An 18,748-nucleotide genomic window follows, 5' to 3' on the forward strand; every position below is an offset into this window, starting at 1 on the left:
CGGTAAATATCGGCGATTTACTGTGTGCTGAGAATTAATCTCAGTACGCTTTCTCGCGGCGCAAATAAAAACCGGGGCGCGAGGCCCCGGTTTTTAAACAGGCATCAGGCGAGCATCAAACCGTGGCGACCGGAATCTTGCCGATCTTTGCTTGCCATTCGGCGGGGCCGGTCTTGTGGACCGAGGTGCCCGACGAATCGACCGCGACCGTCACCGGCATGTCCTGCACGTCGAACTCGTAGATGGCTTCCATGCCGAGGTCTTCGAACGCGAGGACCTTCGAGCCGCGGATCGCCTTCGAAACGAGGTAAGCCGCGCCGCCCACCGCCATCAGGTAAGCCGCCTTGTGCTTCTGGATCGCCTCGATCGCGACCGGGCCGCGCTCGGCCTTGCCGACCATCGAGATGAGGCCCGTTTGCGAGAGCATCAGTTCGGTGAACTTGTCCATGCGGGTGGCCGTGGTGGGGCCTGCCGGGCCGACCACTTCGTCGCGCACCGGATCGACCGGGCCAACGTAGTAGATCACGCGGTTCTTGAAGTCCACCGGCAGCTTCTCGCCCTTCGCGAGCATGTCGGCGATGCGCTTGTGCGCGGCGTCGCGGCCCGTGAGCATCTTGCCCGAGAGCAAGAGCGTCTGGCCCGGCTTCCACGAAGCGACTTCTTCCGGCGTGAGCGTGTTGAGGTCAACGCGCTTGCTCGTTTCCGTGTTCGGTTCCCAGTTGACCTTCGGCCATGCGTCGAGCGAGGGCGCTTCGAGCTTGGCCGGGCCCGAGCCGTCGAGCACGAAGTGCGCGTGGCGCGTGGCCGCGCAGTTCGGGATCATCGCGACGGGCTTCGAAGCGGCGTGCGTGGGAGCCGCGTGAATCTTCACGTCGAGCACGGTGGCGAGGCCGCCCAGACCCTGCGCGCCGATGCCGAGCGCGTTGACCTTCTCGTGCAGTTCTACGCGCAGTTCTTCGATCCAGTCCTTCGGACCGCGCTTGATGATGTCCTGAATGTCGATGGATTCCATCAACGATTCCTTGGCCATCAGCATCGCCTTTTCGGCGGTGCCGCCGATGCCGATGCCGAGCATGCCCGGCGGGCACCAGCCCGCGCCCATCGTCGGCACGGTCTTGAGCACCCAGTCCACGATCGAGTCGGACGGGTTGAGCATGACGAACTTCGACTTGTTCTCCGAGCCGCCGCCCTTGGCCGCCACCTGAACGTCGACCTTGTCACCCGGCACGATCTCGTAGTGGATCACGGCCGGCGTGTTGTCCTTCGTGTTCTTGCGGCCGCCTTCGGGCGGGCTCACGATCGAGGCGCGCAGCACGTTGTCCGGGTTCAGGTAACCGCGGCGCACGCCTTCGTTGATCATGTCGGTCACGCCCATCGTGGCGCCGTCCCAACGCACGTCCATGCCGACCTTCACGAAGATCGTGACGATGCCGGTGTCCTGGCAGATCGGGCGGCGGCCTTCGGCGCACATGCGGCTGTTCGTGAGGATCTGCGCGATCGCGTCCTTCGCGGCCGGGCTCTCTTCGAGCTCGTACGCGCGGCCGAGTGCCTCGATGTAGTCCTGCGGATGGTAGTAGCTGATGTATTGCAGCGAATCCGCAATGCTCTGGATGAGGTCTTCCTGTTTGATGACGGTCATAGCTAGCTTCTGTGGGGACGGGTGTTTTGAATTTATGTACAGCGAGCGCGGTTCAGTCTGCGTCGGCGGTTTCGGGAACCGCCTGACGCGCGAGCGCATGCCCGCCTGGCACCGGATGGCGCGCGGCGAGCTCCTGATAGTGTTCGGGGTGCGTATGCGTGGTGATGCGGTCGATCCACGCCATCACGAGCGCGGAAGCGAGGAACGCCACGTGGATGATCACCTGCCACATCACCGTATGCGACGAAGCCGCGTCGGGATTGATGAAGGTCTTGAGCAGGTGGATCGACGAAATGCTAATGAGCGCCATGGCGAGCTTGACCTTCAGCACGCCGGCGTTCACGTGGTCGAGCCATTCGGGCTCGTCGGGATGGCCTTCGAGATTCAGGCGCGAGACGAAAGTCTCGTAGCCGCCCACGATCACCATGATGAGCAGGTTCGAGATCATCACCACGTCGATCAGGCCGAGCACGGCCAGCATGATGCTGGTTTCGTCGAGTGTGGTGGCGTGGCTCACGAGGTGCCAGACCTCCTTGAGGAACAGCACGCAGTACACGGCTTGCGCGACGATCAGACCCAGATAGAGCGGCACCTGCAGCCAGCGGCTCATGAAGATGATGCTGGGCAGCGGACGCATGCGGCGACGGGCTTTACCCGGTGCGGCGGCGGAAGGCGGCTGGGGGCGTGCGGCGGACATGGGCAATCACGGTGGCGAAATCGGGCGGGGCCGCAGGGGCGAGGTCGTCTGGTTGGGGCCAGAAGGCGCGCGCGAGGGGCCGGGCGGGCGCTATTGTACAGCGTCGCAGGAGGGGCCCGCCGGGATTCCGACAGGCCCGCGCCCGCTACGATGCTTTCAACCTGATTACGCAGCGCTCATGAGACCACGGTCGGCAGACGCTTTGCCTTGAGGCTCGCGAGCCCGATGCCGGCTACCACGCAGGCGAGCGCAATGCCGTGCGCGGGTGTGGGGCGCTCGCCAAGGAACGTGATGCCATAGAGAGCGGCCGCCACGGGCAGCACGGCGGTAAACACGCCCGCGATACTGCCCGGCACGTGGCGAATGCCCATCATCCAGAGACAGAACGAGAACACGCTCGCCGAAAGCCCGTACCAGAGCGCGAGCCACCAGATGCCTGCGGGCACGGCAGAAAAATCGAACGACAGTGCGCCGGGCAGTCCCACGGGCAGCATCAGCAGAAAGCCGAACAAGTGTGTGTATGCGCAGATGTCGAGTGGCGCGAGCGTTTGGGTGAGCCGGCGCGACAGGATCACATAGAGCGATTCGCAGCACACCGCGCCGAGCACCATCAGGTTGCCGACGAACGAGCTTGCGCCGGTATCGCCGCCGCCCACGTGTGCGAGATTGATGACGGCGATGCCGGCAATGGCGAGCGCGATGGAGGCGAGCGCGCGCGCATCGGGGCGCTCGCGCAGGAAGAGCCAGGAGAAGAGGGCGACCACGGCGGGAATCGTGCTCGTGATGACGCCGGCCGCGACCGCGCTCGTGCGATGCACGCCGCCGAGCATCAGCAGCGTAAACCCGAATGTCCCAAAGAGCGCCTGGAGGAACAGATTGACCCATTCGCCGCGCTTCACCTGTTGCATTTTGGAGCGGCGCAGCAGCGGGCCGAGCACCGCGAGGGCGACCACGAAGCGCAGCAGCGCGAAGAGTGGAACAGGAATGAAGGCGACGATCGACTTGCCGATGCCGACGTTGCTGCCCACGAGCAGCATCGAGGCAATGAGAAACATGTAATAGCGATTCAAGCTGGAATCCGGGTGCGCAGTTCAGTTAGCATTCTAAATGTCTGCTTACTTGCGTGCCATGGCGCGCGACTTGCAATGCCTGCATGTGCGCGCGTAAGTGGGTGGTAAGTTGCTACGCTTAATCTTGCCGGCATGGGTGGTTTGCGCCGATCGTCTTGCCGCACGTTCGTGCTGCGAGTCGTGCTCAGAAGCGCGCCCCCATGCATGCTGCAATGCCACAATGGCGGCTTGCAGCGCAAGCCAATAGCGCCGCGCGCCCGTATGGGCGGCGGCGCACGGAGACGGCGCGCAGGGGCATTGAAGATGCTCATGCGTGTCCACGAGTTTGACGTTTCATCTTCACCAAGGGGTTGTCGATGTCTGCGATTGAATCGGTTCTTCAGGAACGCCGCGTCTTTGCGCCTTCCGAGCAAACGGTGGCTGGCGCCACGGTGTCCGGCATGGACGCCTACAAGGCGCTGTGCGCCGAAGCCGAACGCGATTACGAAGGCTTCTGGGCGCGCCTCGCGCGTGAAACGCTGACCTGGCAAAAGCCGTTCACGAAGGTGCTCGACGAATCGAAAGCGCCGTTCTACACGTGGTTCGAAGACGGCGAACTCAACGCCTCGTACAACAGCCTCGACCGCCACGTCGAAGCGGGCAATGGCGAGCGCGTCGCGATCGTCTTCGAAGCCGACGACGGCACCGTCACGAACGTCACCTACAAGGACCTGCTTGCGCGCGTCTCGCGCTTCGCCAATGCGCTGAAGAAACGCGGCGTGAAGAAGGGCGACCGCGTGGTCATTTACATGCCGATGTCGGTCGAAGGCGTAGTCGCCATGCAGGCCTGCGCACGTATTGGCGCGACGCACTCGGTGGTGTTCGGCGGCTTCTCGTCGAAGTCGCTCAACGAGCGCATGGTCGACGTGGGCGCGGTCGCGCTCATTACCGCCGACGAACAGATGCGCGGCGGCAAGGCGCTGCCGCTGAAGAACATCGCCGACGAAGCGCTCGCCATGGGCGGCTGTGAAGCGGTGCACAGCGTGATCGTGTACCAGCGCACGGGTGGCAAGGTCGCCTGGCGCGAAGGCCGCGACCACTGGATGCACGAAGTCTCGGCGGCCGAGAGCGACACGTGCGCGCCGGTGCCCGTGGGCGCGGAACACCCGCTCTTCATCCTCTACACGTCGGGCTCGACGGGCAAGCCGAAGGGCGTGCAGCACAGCACGGGCGGCTACTTGCTGTGGGCCGCGCAAACCATGAAGTGGACCTTCGACTACAAGCCGAGCGACGTGTTCTGGTGCACGGCCGACATCGGCTGGATCACGGGCCACAGCTACATTGCTTATGGACCGCTCTCGATCGGCGCGACCCAGGTGGTGTTCGAAGGCGTGCCCACGTACCCGAACGCGGGCCGCTTCTGGGACATGATCGCCAAGCACAAGGTCACAGTGTTCTACACGGCGCCCACCGCCATTCGCTCGCTCATCAAGATGTCCGAAGCCGATGCGAAGGTGCACCCGAAGAGCTACGACCTTTCGTCGCTGCGCATTCTCGGCACGGTTGGCGAGCCGATCAATCCCGAAGCGTGGGTGTGGTACTACGAAAACGTGGGCGGCAAGCGCTGCCCGATCGTCGATACGTGGTGGCAGACCGAAACGGGCGGCCACATGATCACGCCGCTGCCGGGCGCGACGCCGCTCGTACCGGGCTCGTGCACGCTGCCGCTGCCAGGCATCATGGCCGCGATCGTCGACGAAACCGGCCAGGACGTGCCGAACGGGCAGGGCGGCATTCTCGTCGTCAAGCGCCCGTGGCCGTCGATGATCCGCAACGTCTGGGGGCAGCCGGAACGCTACAAGTCGGGCTACTTCCCCGAGGAACTGGGCGGCACGCTGTATCTGGCGGGCGACGGCAGCGTGCGCGACAAGGACACCGGCTACTTCACGATCATGGGCCGTATCGACGACGTGCTGAACGTCTCGGGGCACCGCCTTGGCACGATGGAGATCGAGTCGGCGCTGGTGGCGAACCCGCTCGTGGCCGAAGCCGCCGTGGTGGGCCGCCCCGACGACACCACCGGCGAAGCCGTGGTGGCGTTCGTGGTGCTCAAGGCCACGCGTCCGCAAGGCGACGAAGCCGTGAAGCTCGCCAACGATCTGCGCGCCTGGGTGGGCAAGGAAATCGGCCCGATCGCGAAGCCGAAGGACATCCGCTTCGGCGAAAACCTGCCGAAGACGCGTTCGGGCAAGATCATGCGCCGCCTGCTGCGCTCGCTCGCGAAGGGCGAGGCGATCACGCAGGACGTTTCCACGCTGGAAAACCCGGCGATTCTCGATCAGCTTGGCGAATCGCTCTAAACGCTGAGGTTCGCGCGGCGCCTTGCCTGGCGCCGCGCGTCGCATTGCTCCCCGCATTGACCCCGATTGCCGGCCATACGCGTTTTTGCTACACAGGCGCATGGCCGCGCCACACACGACACCACAGAACAATCTCAATCCCTTGCCTGAGCCGCCTCCGGTGAGCGAGGCGATGGCGCATGCGCATCGGCGCTACTGGCGCTTCAACGTCGCGCTGATCGCCGTGCTCATGACGATCGGCTTTCTCGTCTCGTTCGTCGCGCCGCTCTTTGCGCGCACGCTCGCCAACGTGCGTTTCGCGGGTTTCAGCCTGCCGTTCTACCTGGGCGCACAGGGCGCGATCCTGCTGTACGTGCTGCTTGTCACGATCTATATCGTGCTGATGCAGCGCGCCGACCGCGTGCTGCAAGCCGCGCGCGAAGCCGACGCCGCCATACGCGAGGCGAGCAGGGCCCAGCAACGATGAAGCTCGCGCACCGGCTAATCCGCTCCTACGCGCTGTACACGCTCGGGTTTCTCGCCTTCGTCTATGTGATGTGGCGCATCGAGCTTTCCACCGGCCCCGGTATGTGGATCGGCTACGTGTTCCTGTTCGTGCCGATCGCGGTGTACGCGGTGATCGGGCTGCTTTCGCGCACGTCCGACCTCGTCGAATACTATGTGGCCGGGCGGCGCGTGCCCTCGTTCTTCAACGGCATGGCGACGGCCGCAGACTGGCTTTCCGCCGCGTCGTTCATCGGCCTCGCAGGTTCGCTCTACGCGAGCGGCTACGACGGCCTCGCGTATCTGATGGGCTGGACAGGCGGCTACTGCCTCGTCGCCTTCCTGCTCGCGCCGTATGTGCGCAAGCTCGCGCGCTATACGATTCCCGACTTCCTCGGCACGCGCTTTTCGAGCAACCTCGTGCGTGCGCTCGCCGTGCTCGCGACCATCCTCTGCTCGTTCGTCTACCTCGTCGCGCAGATCCAGGGTGTCGGGCTCATCGCCACGCGCTTTATCGGCGTGGATTTCGCCATCGGCATTTTTTGCGGGCTGGCGGGCATACTCGTGTGCTCGTTTCTCGGCGGCATGCGCGCCGTCACGTGGACCCAGGTCGCGCAATACATCATTCTGATTGCGGCCATCCTGATTCCAGTCTCGCTGATCGCGCATCGCGACGGCCTCGGCTGGCTGCCGCAAGCCGACTACGGCAACGTGATGCAGCGCGTGGAAGCGCTCGAGCGCGACGTGCGCGGCGCGAGTGCCGAGGCTAGCGTGCGCGACGCATACCGCAAGGGCGCGGCGCAGTGGCAGACGCGCCTTGACACGCTGCCGCAGTCGTATGTCGCGGAGAAGACGCACCTCGTCGAGTCGCTTGCGGACCTGCGCCGCCACAACGGTCCGCTGCGCGATATCGATTCGCTCGAGCGTCAATTGAACGCGTTCCCGCGAGACGTGGACGCCGCACGCATGATGTGGACGCGCCAGCGCGACGACCTGCTCGAGCGCGCCACGCCGCCCGTGCCGATGAACGAGCCGTTCCCCGCCGCCGACGAAGCGGAGCGGCGCATTCATCAACGCAATTTCCTCTCGCTGCTCTTGTGCCTGTCGCTTGGCACGGCGAGCCTGCCGCACATCCTCACGCGCTACAACACGACGACTTCGGTGGCCTCGGCGCGGCGCTCGGTGGGCTGGACGCTCTTCTTCGTCGCGCTCTTTTATCTGACCGTGCCCGTGCTCGCGGTGCTGATCAAGTTCGAGATCCTCACGCATCTGGTAGGGCAGCGCTTCGACGATCTGCCGCATTGGGTCATGCAGTGGCGGCGCGTCGAGCCGTATCTCATCGGCATCGCGGATGTGAACGGCGACGGCGTGGTGCGATGGAGCGATATTCAGATGCAGCCCGACATGGTCGTGCTCGCTGCACCGGAAATCGCGGGGCTGCCGTACGTGATGTCGGGGCTCATTGCTTCGGGCGCGCTCGCGGCGGCGCTTTCGACTGCGGACGGCCTGCTGCTCACGATCTCGAACGTGCTTTCGCACGACGTGTACTACCACATGGTCGATCCGGACGCGTCGAGCCAGCGGCGCGTGACGATGTCGAAGATCCTGCTGCTCGGCGTGGCGCTGTTCGCTTCGTATGTGGCGTCGCTCAACGCGGGCAACATTCTTTTTCTGGTGGGGGCGGCGTTTTCACTCGCGGCTTCGAGTCTCTTTCCCGTGCTCGTGCTCGGCGTGTTCTGGAAGCGCACGACGCGGTTGGGGGCGGTGGCCGGCATGGTTGCGGGCTTGACCGTGTGCGTCTATTACATCGTCTCGACGTACCCGTTCTTTACGCAACTTACGGGCTTTGTGGGTCCGCGATGGTTTGGCATCGAGCCTATCAGTTCGGGTGTGTTCGGTGTGCCCGCAGGATTTCTCGTGGCGATTGGCGTGAGTTTGCTCGATCGTAAGCCGGACGCTTATACGCTTGCGTTGGTGGACTATATCCGGCACCCGTGACGGTACGGACGTGATTGCGGGTGTGCGTTCGAGCACTTTGCCAATGCGCGGGAGAGGAGATACTGAAGTCCTCTCGTTCCCGCGCCGGTCCTCGAAGCAGTACGCGGGAATTCGGCGTCGGGCCTTGGCCCGACGCTTTTTTCTGCTGCTGATCGGGCCGGCTTGGCTTTGCTTCCCGCGTTGAGCACACAACGAAGCGCAGCGTGGCCGATCGCAGACCCATTGCCTACCGCTGCGATATCAAGTCATTCACTTTTTGTCCGCCAATAGATTGGGTTCCGGGCGGGCGACTATCCTGCGTAGCCGGTGGGTGGATCGCTTTGGCGGCCGGGGTAGAAATTTGCGCGCCGCCACATCGGAAAACGTGGCGCGTCAAGCCATAAAATAGCCAGAAACGGCCCGAAACAGTGGCGTTTGTTCGGGGAAGTGAAATGGCACTTACGGACAGACAGGCAAAGGTGCTCCAATCTGGCGACAAGCCGGTGTTCGACGGCAAGATCACAGGCTTGATGCTCATCCCCGGCAAATCGGGCAGTAAGTGGGCGTTGCGCGTTACCAGTCCCGTAACGGGCAAGCGGCGCGATGCGAGTCACGGCTTCTATCCCGAAATCTCAATTGTCAACGCGCGCGACAAGGCGCTCGCGATGCGCAAACCAATTGACGAGGGCAAAGGCCCCATCGACGACCGCGACCGCGGACTGCAGGCCGCCAGCGTCGTCGCCGCCTCGCTCACGTTCGAGAAGGCGGCGCGCACTGCCTGAGAAGAACTTAAGCCGGGCCGTCGGAACGAAAAGCACGCTGCGCAGTGTCACCGTTACAAACGACTAACCACAATTGAGAGAGCGATCATGGCTACGCAGTGCAGTGCTATTTCATATCCGTAGCGGGTCGTGGTGCCCGCAATGGGCTCAGCCGTTCTCTTATACATTACGAGTTTGATTAGCGCTGTAACGGTCCACAAGAACGAATAAAGCAGGGCTCCTCCAAGAATGACCATGTCTGCCAAACCGGTGGCTAGGTCCTGCCAGCCTCCCTGGTAGATAGTGTTGTGGTTCCACACCAAGAGTGTGATCACAGAAAACACTTCCAGGCCGAAAGCGCATAGCAAAACGTCCGGGAAATTATCACTTTCATTTAACTGATTTTGCGTCTGTTCGTGATTTGCCAATTCAGAGCGAGCCCGGCCTGATCCGTACTGTCCTCGAAACGCTATCCCACAGTGCAACGGCTTCGCCTTTGTCGAGCTTGACAAGTTTTCCCTGAATCTCCAGTTGCCCGCCGGTATTCATGTCGAGGGCGAAATACGGTGACGAAGGCGCGCTCGTGGTTTCATTGACCATGAGCGAGAATGAGTCGCCGCGTCCGCCGCCGGGTCTGCGCCCCTCACTTAGCCATTCCTCGGCTTTCAGACCGGGCAGGCCCACAGTACCCTTACGGATAACACTACCGTCTGCCGCCTTAAGCATCGCGCGCAGTTCGGGACTGTCGGTGCGCTGCAAGAGCGACGTATTGCCCTGAGGCTCGGTATCGACCGATACGTCAAATGCAACATCGGGATAATTCGTCAATGTAAATCCGCCGCTAACGTACTGGTCATCCGTTGCTTTTCCGGGCAAGAAACCGCCCGCGAAACATATCCCCGGCTCTGTCGGAACTTCATCTTTGGCGCGACCTCGCAATTTATCCAGCAAGTCAAAAACCAAACTTGTTTTTGCCGGTACCTCATTCTTCACGTCGAACTGTTTGACAATGGGATCACTACTCCGATCCGGTCTGGTGTAGTCGTAGGTTTTTACCTTCAGCAGGAAGCGATAACCCCGATCCCACTTGTAGCCCTCGATATAGCGTCTGTTTGGGGCCTCATAGATCGTTCCGCGATGGATGAAGTAGTAGGTTTTTTCCCCCCGCGGGTTACCTGTCGCATATAGGAATGGATACGCATCCCGGCTCTTCGTTGCTTTCAACGCCGCCTCACGCTGAGCAACTTCCTGCAGCCAGGCGTCTTCGGTCATCGCCTTGGCTTCGATATCGACGCCCCCAATCTTGGCGTAGCCGTATTCCAGTGCATCCTCCGGAATATCGACCAGATAGCGGCCCACACACCGCGTCTTCAAGTTTGCTGTCAGTTCAGTCACGATTTTCTTTTCCTGTTGGCTCAACGGTGGCGGTCTGTGATCGCACGCGGCAACGACAGATAGCAGGCTGGCGACGGTCAATGTTGTGCGTAGGCCCCTCATGCCTTGTAGTCCAGCGTCGTGCCTTTCAGATTCTGCGCAATGCGCGTAATGGCGTGAAGGGTGAAACGCCGCGTCGCGTCCAACTTGTATGCCCCTTCGTGGTCGATACCTGCAAAGGCCGTACAGGCGCGCACCTGCTGGCCAAGCGCACGGCCCGAGCGAACGGGCACCGTACCATCCCCATGCTCTTCGGCATCCCGCAGGACGAAATTGGAAACCGTGGGCTTGCCGTCCTGTGTCGTCGCGACCAGTTGACCGCCGGTCGCCGGGTCGTCGCTGCCGCGTGTTCCAAGCAGGTTAGCCGTCGACGGAACACCACCGCGCAGCAGCGGCGGCGTTTGCTGCGTCCATGTGACGTTGCCGTACGCCAGGTGTTTCTCATCGTCACCATAGAACGCGTAGGTGTTGGCGTGATACTTCCCGCTGATATCGTCGTGAAATGGCTGAACGTCGTCCAGTATTAGGTCCGCGAACGTCTTCCAATTCTGATCGATGGCCTTCTTTCCGGTGTCGAGCGGGTTGAGCAACTGGTCATCGCATAGCCCCCACCAGGTACCACGCACCGTATAGATCTGGCTGTAGGGATCGACCTTGCCGGCCTTGTCTGCCTGAGGTAGCGCAACAAACCGTTCGCTGTCCCTGATCCTGAGCCATCCCATGCCGTAGTCGCGACTCGGCAACAGTTGCAACGGGCCGGGTGCGTTGCCAACCACCGCGGTCATGGTGGCCGCGTTCGGTCCCAATGCAAAAGCCGTCAGAGTACCGACAACCCCCGCGCCTTCTGTGCCAGTCTTCATTCGCTTGTAGGTTGCCGCCGCACCCGTAGCGGGCATCACGCCGTGCACGATGCCCAGCACCGCATCGCGCTTGCCCATGACTTCCGAGTAGTAGCGGGCCACCAGTCCGCCCATTGAGTGGGTGACGAGAATTACTCTGTCGCACCGGTAGTTGAACTGCTTGCGGTACCAGGCCGTAATTTCATCAATACGGGAAGCGAGTCGGGCCGCTGATACAGCGTTCGATTGCAGCCAGTTGTAGCCCACTGCGTGCACGGGGAACTGATACTTATACGAGAGCGCCACCTCGTCGCGCTCCAACTTTTCGAGACCGGGCGTAACGATATGGCAGAGGCTCTCCCGCAAGCCCTTTCGACCATAGTCCGTGCCCGCGTTCGCATCGTTCAGTGCGTTTTCGAGCCACACCAGCCACTCGCCATAGCTCTTGTACGCAACCTCACCCCATCCGCGACGACGCAATTCGTCTTCGGTCTGTGCTGTGCCGGGCGGAATCCGGCCACCACAAAAAACTTGAGTCTTGTCTGGGTCGAGAATCCGTTTGCGATCTGCCGCCCCTTTCATCATCCACGGCCCAATTGTCGTGTTGTCGTCAAGCAGCCAAACTGGCTCGGGCGGATTGCTGTCTTTTTTCGCCAGATTCGTTCCCATCACGCCAGGCACGAAGACCACAGGAATAACCCTGTGTGGGACCATGTAACAGACTGCTGTACTGTCGTCAGGCGCCGAAGTGACGGATGAATAGTGAACTGATCCGTCGTCGGCAATCTTCTGCTGGATGGTGCGTTCTTGTGTAGCCAATGCAGGCTTCTCCCATTTGCGAGCGACGCGCTCAGGCGGGTTCTGGCGGCACGCGCGGCCTGATGCATTCGGTCTGCATGGGGAAGAGTGGCCGCGATGCAGGACCATTTTCAGGTCCGTCCTCGTTAATAGCCCTTCAGGGGACGGCGCTTCAAGAGGTGTCAGTCCGAAAATCACAAAGGATTGATCGCGAGCAATGCGGCTGGCTGAAGTCCTCGTGGCCAGCACCTCCCTATGTGGGATCTTTGCCGTGGCTTGGCGAGCCTTGCTCGCCAGAATGATTTCTGTTAGTTCTTCGTCCGTCTGTTCGCGGTAGTTACGTGGCGCGCGTTCGCCGTCGCACTTTACGTTAGCGTACATGCTCCACCTCAGACAGGTTTTGCAATCTCGTAGCTAAGTAGTCTCATAGGCGTGATGGCCGTCATGCTTGCGATTTGTTGACGCATTCGGTGGCGACGTCGAACCGCACGCCACGGTAGATGCGCTCGTGCATGGTCTCCTCGTACCGCGCCCCCATGTCTTCCATGCGCGCTTTGAATTCACGCGGCGAAACCGTGCGGCTCTCGTCGCTGAGCGACGCAAATCTGCGACACACGGCGGCGAGGAGTCGTTCGCGGTTGATAGAGCGGCGGCTCGTTGAGTGAATCGGGACAAGGTAGACCGGCTGCCCTCAGCGCCGAGATGAACGGCTCGCGCATCCATCTCACGCGATCAGGCTCATAGTCGGGGTCCCGTGAATCGTAGTTCGCGGACACAACTGCTCCGCGCCTGATCGTCGCGTCCAATAGCGTTTCCAGCCCGAAAGGCCGCCGTACGGATAGCGGCGCATGGCATCGTCGATACCGTCGAGACAGGCGTTGTAAAGCTCGCTTAAGCCATGGGCTTTCAGACCGGCCGCGATTTCCTCCAGCGATTCACCGGTTTCCGTCCGTCCATCGTCGTCCCCTCGCTGCCTGCTTGTATGGCAAGAGAAAGATGAATTTCAACGGATGGCTACGGATATGAACGGCAGCGAGTTTACGCTTACCGATGGGCTAATTGAAGGGCCAGAAAAAACAAAAACCCCGTAAGTCTTTGCACTTACGGGGTTTTGGTGTTCTGTTCTGGCGGAGAGAGGGGGATTCGAACCCCCGATAGGCTATTAACCTATACACGCTTTCCAGGCGTGCGACTTAAACCGCTCATCCATCTCTCCGGCGGGAGGCGAATTATAGCAGAGTCCGCGCGCGGGAGGAAAGCGCTCGCGCAGAAGCTGGCACGATCTGCGCTTTGCAAAGACCGCCGACCCCGCTAAGCAACGCAGAATTCGTTCGTTCCCCGCTTCCCGGGCTTTCCGTAACGTTGCCGCACCGGCCTTGCAGCCGCCTCGCAAGGACCGCGCAGCGACCACCACCACACGCAACGGAACGCCCTGCATGAACAACAAAAACGCCGCCCTCTCACGCCGCCCGCTAACCGCTGCGCTCGCGCTCGCCTTCGCCGCAACTTGCGCGACACTCGCCACCACCGCTCACGCACAAAGCAGCGTCACGCTGTACGGCATTGTCGACGCCGGCATCGCCTACGTGCACAATGCCCAGAGCAAGAGCGGCCAGAACCAGTCCACGCTCGTCAAGTTCAGCAGCGGCAATCTCTCGGGCAGCCGCTGGGGCTTGCGCGGCACCGAGGATCTCGGCAATGGCCTCGCCGCCATCTTCCAGCTCGAAAACGGCTTCAACGTGGGCACCGGCGCGCTCGGGCAGGGCAGCCGCGAATTCGGGCGCAAGGCCATCGTCGGTCTCGCCAGCACGACGTGGGGCACGCTCACGCTCGGCCGCCAGTACGATCCGCTCGTCGATCTCGTGCAGCCGCTTACCGCCGACGGTCCATTCGGCGGTGTGTTCGGCACGCCAGGCGACCTCGACAACTACGACAACAGCCTGCGCGTGAGCAACTCGGTCAAGTACGCGAGCCCGCTTGTCGCCGGGCTGCAGTTCGAAGCGTTGTACGCCTTCGGCGGCGTAGCCGGCGCCACCGGCAGCGGCCAGACCTACAGCTTCGGCGCCGCATACTCGAACGGCCCGCTCTCGCTCGCGGCCGGCTACTTCTTCGCCAACGGCGGCAGCACGCTCACTTCCGGCGTGCGCACGTGGACGAGCAGTTCGGACAGTCTCTTCAACACGGTCATCAACCAGGGCTTCGCGAGCGCAAGCTCCATCCAGATCGTGCGCGCGGGCGGCAGCTATGCGGTGGGCGCATTGAGCTTCGGGCTGGCCTGGTCGAACACGCAATACGCAAACGATGCGTACTCAACTTTCCACCAAACCGCAAAATTCAACAGCGGCTCGGCGTTCCTGAACTATCAGATCACACCGGCGCTGCGTGCGGGCGCGGGCTACAACTACACATCGCTCACCGGCCCCTCGTCGGCGCACTACAACCAGGTGAACCTGGGTAGCGACTACTCGCTTTCCAGACGCACCGATCTCTATGCGCTCGCCGGTTACCAGAAGGCGAGCGGCCACACGCTCAGCACGAATGGCTCCAGCATCGTTGCGCAGGCATCGATCGGCGACTTCGGCGTGAGTTCGGGCGCCGACAATCAGGCGCTCGTCGTGGTGGGGATCCGTCACAAGTTCTGACGCCAGCACGCGTACCTGCGGCCAGCGTCGGCAGCCGCGCGGGGGATCGCCGATAATGCTTCGTCGATCCCCCGAGGAGAACCTGCTTGAAGGTCAGCGAAGCCGTTACCAGCCGCAAGTCCGTGCGTCAGTTTTTGCCCGATCCGGTGGACCCCGCCGTCATTCGCCGCGTGCTCGATACCGCTGCGCGCGCACCCTCTGGCGGTAATCTGCAACCGTGGCACGTTCATGTCGTGGGCGGCGAATCGCTCGCGAAGCTCAAGTCGATCATGGCCGATCGCATTGCGCAGGCGCCTGCGGGCGAGCCGATGGAGTACGACGTGTATCCGCGCGACCTGGGTTCGCCGTATCGCGAGCGTCGTTATCAGGTGGGCGAGGATCTCTACCGAAGCATCGACGTCGCTCGTGAGGACCGGCCGGGCCGGTTGCGTCAGTTTGCGCGCAACTACGCGTTTTTCGACGCGCCGCTCGCGCTCTTTTGCACCGTGGATCGTCAGATGGGGCCGCCGCAATGGGCCGATCTCGGCATGTTCCTGCAGACGGTGATGCTGCTCCTGCGCGAAGCCGGTCTGCATAGTTGCGCGCAGGAATGCTGGGCGCGCTACGCGCAAAGCGTTGGCGAGTTTCTCGCCTTGCCGCGCGAACGCATGGTGTTCTGCGGCATGGCGATCGGTCATGAAGACACGCGCGCGCCTATTAACCAGTGGCGCTCGGCGCGCGCACCGCTCGACGAATTCGTTCAATTCGACGGCATTTAAGCTTTAATAATACATATCGCTTACAGTGCTGCGCGAATGCGCGCGGCGAGCGCTTCGAGCTGCGCCATGTCGGCCATTTCACGTGCGTGCGGGCGCAGTTCTTCGCCCGCGCGGCGCGGAATCAGATGAAAGTGCACGTGCGGTACTGTCTGTCCGGCGGCGGCGCCGTTGAACTGCGCGATCAACAGGCCTTCGGGTGCAAGTACCTTGCGCAGCGCAGCCGCCATCTTTTGCACCGTCGCCATCGCAGCGGCACCGGCTTCCGGCGAAAGATCGTAAATCAATTCAGCGCCTTCCTTCGGCAGCACGAGCAAGTGGCCTTCGGATTGCGGCATGACGTCCATGATCGCGAGCGTCGCGTCGTCTTCATACACCTTGATGCAGGGCGCTTCGCCGCGCAGGATGCGGGCGAAGATATTTTTGTCGTCATAGGCCATGGTGGGTTTCTCCAGTTCAGGCGCGCTGTTTGCCAGCGTCCGGGCGATGGGTTTTGTCGAGTTTGCGATTATGGCCCGCCCTGTATGGGCTGTGCGTGTTCCTGCACGTTTTTTGAAGTAGGTGCATCATAGAGTTTCTCGCAGCGCGCGCGACGACGAATGTCTTGATTGCAACCTCTTGAATGGCATGGGAGCCAGGTACCAAGGACCCGACTCCAGCCGACATGGAGCACGTATGGCAACGACTGATCTCGAAGCAGCTCATCCCGTTCGTGAGGCCGCCGTATCGGGGGCCTGGCGCTTTATAGCCCAGCTATTGGCGCGCGCAGACGTCAAATTCAACGGCACCCGGCCGTGGGACATGCGCATCCATGACCCGCAGGTGCCCGAGCGCGTGCTGGCGCTAGGCAACCTGGGCCTTGGCGAGGCCTACATGGACGGCCAGTGGGACTGCGAGCAACTCGACGAATTCTTCGCACATGTGTTGCGCGCGCATCTGGATGACCAGATCGATCCCTCCCGTCTCGTCTTCTACGCGCTCAAAGCGCGCCTCATGAACCGCCAGACCGTGCGCCGGGCATGGAAGGTGGGCCAGCAGCACTACGATATCGGCAACGAGTTCTACGAGGCGATGCTCGACAAGCACATGGCCTATACCTGCGGCTACTGGTCGGGCGGCGCGAAGACACTCGATGAGGCGCAGGACGCGAAGCTCGATCTCATCTGCCGCAAGCTGGGTCTGAAGCCCGGTATGCGCCTGCTCGACATTGGGTGTGGCTGGGGCAGCCTCATGAAATTCGCGGCCGAAAACTATGGCGTGTCGTGCGTGGGCGTGACGATCTCGAAGGAGCAGGCCGCGCTCGGCGCCGAGCGCTGCAAGGATCTGCCCGTCGAATTCCGTTTGCAGGACTACCGGTTGCTCGACGAGAAGTTCGACCGCATCGCGAGCGTGGGCATGTTCGAGCATGTGGGCCCGAAGAACTATCGCACCTATATGGAAGTCGCACAGCGCTGTCTTGCCGACGACGGTCTCTTCGTACTGCACACCATTGGCAAGAACCGCCGCGACACCACGCCCGACCCGTGGGTCGACAAATACATCTTCCCGAACGGCATGCTGCCGACTATCGGCCAGATCGCCGACGCTTCGGGCGGCCTCTTCGTGACCGAGGACCTGCATAACTTCGGCGCCGACTACGATCGCACGCTCATGGCGTGGCATGCGAATTTCGAGGCAGCGTGGCCGCGGTTCAAGGCGCAGATGGGCGAGCGGTTCTACCGCATGTGGCGTTACTACCTGCTGTCGTGCGCCGGGGCATTCCGCGCGCGCGATATCCAGTTGTGGCAGTGGGTGTTTTCGAAGAACGGCTTGCTGGGCGGCTATCAGCGTCCTGCCTGATCTTTCCGTCGCATCACCCATGCGGCCGCGTTGCGCGAATGGCGAACGCGGCCGTTTGCTTTGCGCATCAGCGAATCAGTGCCGAGACCGTTGCAATGCCAAGGATCGTCATGATGACCGAGGCGCATACGTGTATGGCGATTTCGCCCGCGGCCCAGCCGAAACGTCCGTGCTGCAGATGCGAAACGACTTCTGCTGAGAAGGTCGAGAACGTGGAGAGCCCGCCCATAAGGCCCGTGATCACGAAGAGGCGCCATTCGGCGGAAAGCTGCGGCATGCGTCCGAAGTACGCGACTGCGACGCCGATCACATAGCCCGCGATGACGTTCGACGCGAGCGTGCCGAGCGGCAGCTCAGGGTAGAGGGCATTCAGACGCAGCCCGAGAACCCAGCGCAGCAGCGAACCGAGCGCGCCGCCAATGCCGACGGCGAGGATGGACAGATACATGGTCTGGAGTGGTTGAGGGCGCAATATGCGCCGGCGCGCCATCCCGCCGGCTCTGTTTTTCTACCGCTTTCGAGCACGGAGTGTAGCACCGGCCGAGACCGGCGGTTCCATGCCATGGCGCTTTATCCTCAGACCTGGTTCTGTCTCGAACCATTGCAGGGCGGTGCGTCAGACGATCCCGCCGTTCGCACGCAGCACCTGGCCGTTGACCCAGCCGCCGTCCGGCCCGGCGAGAAACGACACGACACTCGCAATGTCGTCAGGTTGCCCGAGGCGCTGAAGCGGCGGCATGTTCGCGAAATGCTGGACCTGCTCTTCGGTCTTGCCGCTGAGGAACAATTCCGTCGCCACCGGCCCCGGCGCGACCGCGTTCACGCAAATGGAGCGTCCGCGCAATTCACGTGCGAACACGCGCGTGATCGTCTCCACAGCGGCCTTGCTTGCCGTATAGAGCGCGTAGCCGGGCAGGTTCATCGCGAGCACGGAGGTCGAGAAGTTGACCACGCGGCCGCCGTCCGCGAGTTTCGTCGCCGCTTCGCGCAGCGTGTTGAGCGTGCCGCGTACGTTGATGTCGAAGGTTTCGTCGTAGAGTGCGTCGGTCGATTCCGCAACGGTGACCGTTTTCATGATGCCTGCGTTATTCACCAGCAACGTGGGCTGGCCCAGCGTTTCTGCTGTGGTTTCGAAGAGCCGCCGCACTTCGTCGGCCTTCGCGATGTTCGCTTGCACAGCGATGGCGCGACCGCCTTGCGCCGCGATTTTCGCGACCAGCGCTTCGGCTTCGGCGCTGCGCGAGGCGTAGTTGATGACGACGGCGTAACCGTCGCGTGCGAGGCGTTCGGCAATGGCGGCGCCTATGCCGCGCGAGGCGCCCGTGACGATGGCGACGCCGCTCGCGTTCGCGGATGCGTTCATGATCGGAACCCTTCTCGTGAGTGATGTGGACGGGATCGATCATGAATGAAACCGCGGCGGCGATCATTGCTTGCCGCCGGGTTTCATCATTCCATTTCGATTAACAATGCAC

Annotated in this window: 15 protein-coding genes and 1 tRNA gene; 7 read left to right on the plus strand and 9 right to left on the minus strand. The window is 62.3% G+C overall.

Going from position 1 to position 18,748, the window contains the following annotated elements; genetic code table 11:
* Nucleotides 1–115: 115 nt before the first annotated feature.
* The 3 genes from U5A65_RS34645 to U5A65_RS34655 all read right to left on the minus strand — a co-directional run bounded on the left by U5A65_RS34645 (nucleotide 116) and on the right by U5A65_RS34655 (nucleotide 3,406).
* Nucleotides 116–1,639 carry a fumarate hydratase gene (locus tag U5A65_RS34645; RefSeq protein ID WP_321912380.1) on the minus strand — a complete coding sequence of 508 codons (1,524 nt, stop codon included), beginning with the start codon at nucleotides 1,637–1,639 and terminating at the stop codon, nucleotides 116–118.
* 52 nt (nucleotides 1,640–1,691) lie between these two features.
* Complete coding sequence (locus U5A65_RS34650; RefSeq protein ID WP_321912378.1) at nucleotides 1,692–2,336, minus strand: TIGR00645 family protein; 645 nt, start codon at nucleotides 2,334–2,336, stop codon at nucleotides 1,692–1,694.
* A 176-nt stretch (nucleotides 2,337–2,512) separates the two neighbouring features.
* Nucleotides 2,513–3,406 (minus strand): DMT family transporter, encoded by an 894-nt coding sequence (locus U5A65_RS34655; RefSeq protein ID WP_321912376.1) that lies wholly within the window; start codon nucleotides 3,404–3,406, stop codon nucleotides 2,513–2,515.
* A 356-nt stretch (nucleotides 3,407–3,762) separates the two neighbouring features.
* On the opposite strand from U5A65_RS34655, the gene acs reads away from it, so the two are divergent.
* The 4 genes from acs to U5A65_RS34675 all read left to right on the plus strand — a co-directional run bounded on the left by acs (nucleotide 3,763) and on the right by U5A65_RS34675 (nucleotide 8,987).
* Nucleotides 3,763–5,745 (plus strand): acetate--CoA ligase, encoded by a 1,983-nt coding sequence (gene acs, locus U5A65_RS34660; RefSeq protein ID WP_321912374.1) that lies wholly within the window; start codon nucleotides 3,763–3,765, stop codon nucleotides 5,743–5,745.
* 100 nt (nucleotides 5,746–5,845) lie between these two features.
* A complete protein-coding gene (locus U5A65_RS34665; RefSeq protein WP_321912372.1) occupies nucleotides 5,846–6,211 on the plus strand; it encodes a DUF4212 domain-containing protein in 366 nt (121 codons plus the stop codon).
* Nucleotides 6,208–8,226: a sodium:solute symporter family protein gene (locus tag U5A65_RS34670; RefSeq protein WP_321949106.1), complete on the plus strand. Its 2,019-nt coding sequence runs from the start codon at nucleotides 6,208–6,210 to the stop codon at nucleotides 8,224–8,226. The genes U5A65_RS34665 and U5A65_RS34670 overlap by 4 nt, the downstream gene beginning before the upstream one ends.
* Before the next feature lie 431 nt (nucleotides 8,227–8,657).
* Complete coding sequence (locus tag U5A65_RS34675) at nucleotides 8,658–8,987, plus strand: Arm DNA-binding domain-containing protein (RefSeq protein WP_321949107.1); 330 nt, start codon at nucleotides 8,658–8,660, stop codon at nucleotides 8,985–8,987.
* Nucleotides 8,988–9,395: 408 nt separating this feature from the next.
* Here U5A65_RS34675 and U5A65_RS34680 read toward each other — a convergent pair whose 3' ends face one another.
* The 3 genes from U5A65_RS34680 to U5A65_RS34690 all read right to left on the minus strand — a co-directional run bounded on the left by U5A65_RS34680 (nucleotide 9,396) and on the right by U5A65_RS34690 (nucleotide 13,253).
* Nucleotides 9,396–10,361, minus strand: coding sequence for a T6SS immunity protein Tli4 family protein (locus U5A65_RS34680; protein ID WP_321949108.1), 966 nt, complete (start codon nucleotides 10,359–10,361; stop codon nucleotides 9,396–9,398).
* Nucleotides 10,362–10,459: 98 nt separating this feature from the next.
* Nucleotides 10,460–12,418, minus strand: a complete 1,959-nt coding sequence (locus tag U5A65_RS34685; protein ID WP_321949109.1) for a hypothetical protein — start codon at nucleotides 12,416–12,418, stop codon at nucleotides 10,460–10,462.
* Between the two features lie 744 nt (nucleotides 12,419–13,162).
* Nucleotides 13,163–13,253: transfer RNA gene (locus U5A65_RS34690), tRNA-Ser, on the minus strand.
* Between the two features lie 220 nt (nucleotides 13,254–13,473).
* Here U5A65_RS34690 and U5A65_RS34695 point away from each other — a divergent pair.
* Both U5A65_RS34695 and U5A65_RS34700 read left to right on the plus strand, forming a co-directional pair.
* Nucleotides 13,474–14,679, plus strand: coding sequence for a porin (locus U5A65_RS34695; protein ID WP_321949110.1), 1,206 nt, complete (start codon nucleotides 13,474–13,476; stop codon nucleotides 14,677–14,679).
* Between the two features lie 86 nt (nucleotides 14,680–14,765).
* The gene (locus U5A65_RS34700; RefSeq protein ID WP_321912366.1) at nucleotides 14,766–15,437 is read left to right on the plus strand and encodes a nitroreductase; all 672 of its coding nucleotides are present in this window, start codon (nucleotides 14,766–14,768) and stop codon (nucleotides 15,435–15,437) included.
* 20 nt (nucleotides 15,438–15,457) lie between these two features.
* On the opposite strand, the gene U5A65_RS34705 is transcribed toward U5A65_RS34700, so the two are convergent.
* A complete protein-coding gene (locus tag U5A65_RS34705) occupies nucleotides 15,458–15,874 on the minus strand; it encodes an HIT family protein (RefSeq protein ID WP_321949111.1) in 417 nt (138 codons plus the stop codon).
* 235 nt (nucleotides 15,875–16,109) lie between these two features.
* Here U5A65_RS34705 and cfa point away from each other — a divergent pair, with 235 nt between their 5' ends.
* Complete coding sequence (cfa, locus tag U5A65_RS34710; protein WP_321936070.1) at nucleotides 16,110–17,273, plus strand: cyclopropane fatty acyl phospholipid synthase; 1,164 nt, start codon at nucleotides 16,110–16,112, stop codon at nucleotides 17,271–17,273.
* Nucleotides 17,274–17,340: 67 nt separating this feature from the next.
* Here cfa and crcB read toward each other — a convergent pair whose 3' ends face one another.
* Both crcB and U5A65_RS34720 read right to left on the minus strand, forming a co-directional pair.
* Nucleotides 17,341–17,721: a fluoride efflux transporter CrcB gene (gene crcB / locus U5A65_RS34715; RefSeq protein WP_321912362.1), complete on the minus strand. Its 381-nt coding sequence runs from the start codon at nucleotides 17,719–17,721 to the stop codon at nucleotides 17,341–17,343.
* Between the two features lie 168 nt (nucleotides 17,722–17,889).
* Nucleotides 17,890–18,636 (minus strand): SDR family oxidoreductase, encoded by a 747-nt coding sequence (locus U5A65_RS34720; RefSeq protein WP_321949112.1) that lies wholly within the window; start codon nucleotides 18,634–18,636, stop codon nucleotides 17,890–17,892.
* Nucleotides 18,637–18,748: the final 112 nt, after the last annotated feature.

This window comes from Paraburkholderia sp. J10-1, assembly GCF_905220165.1.
Taxonomy (GTDB): domain Bacteria; phylum Pseudomonadota; class Gammaproteobacteria; order Burkholderiales; family Burkholderiaceae; genus Paraburkholderia.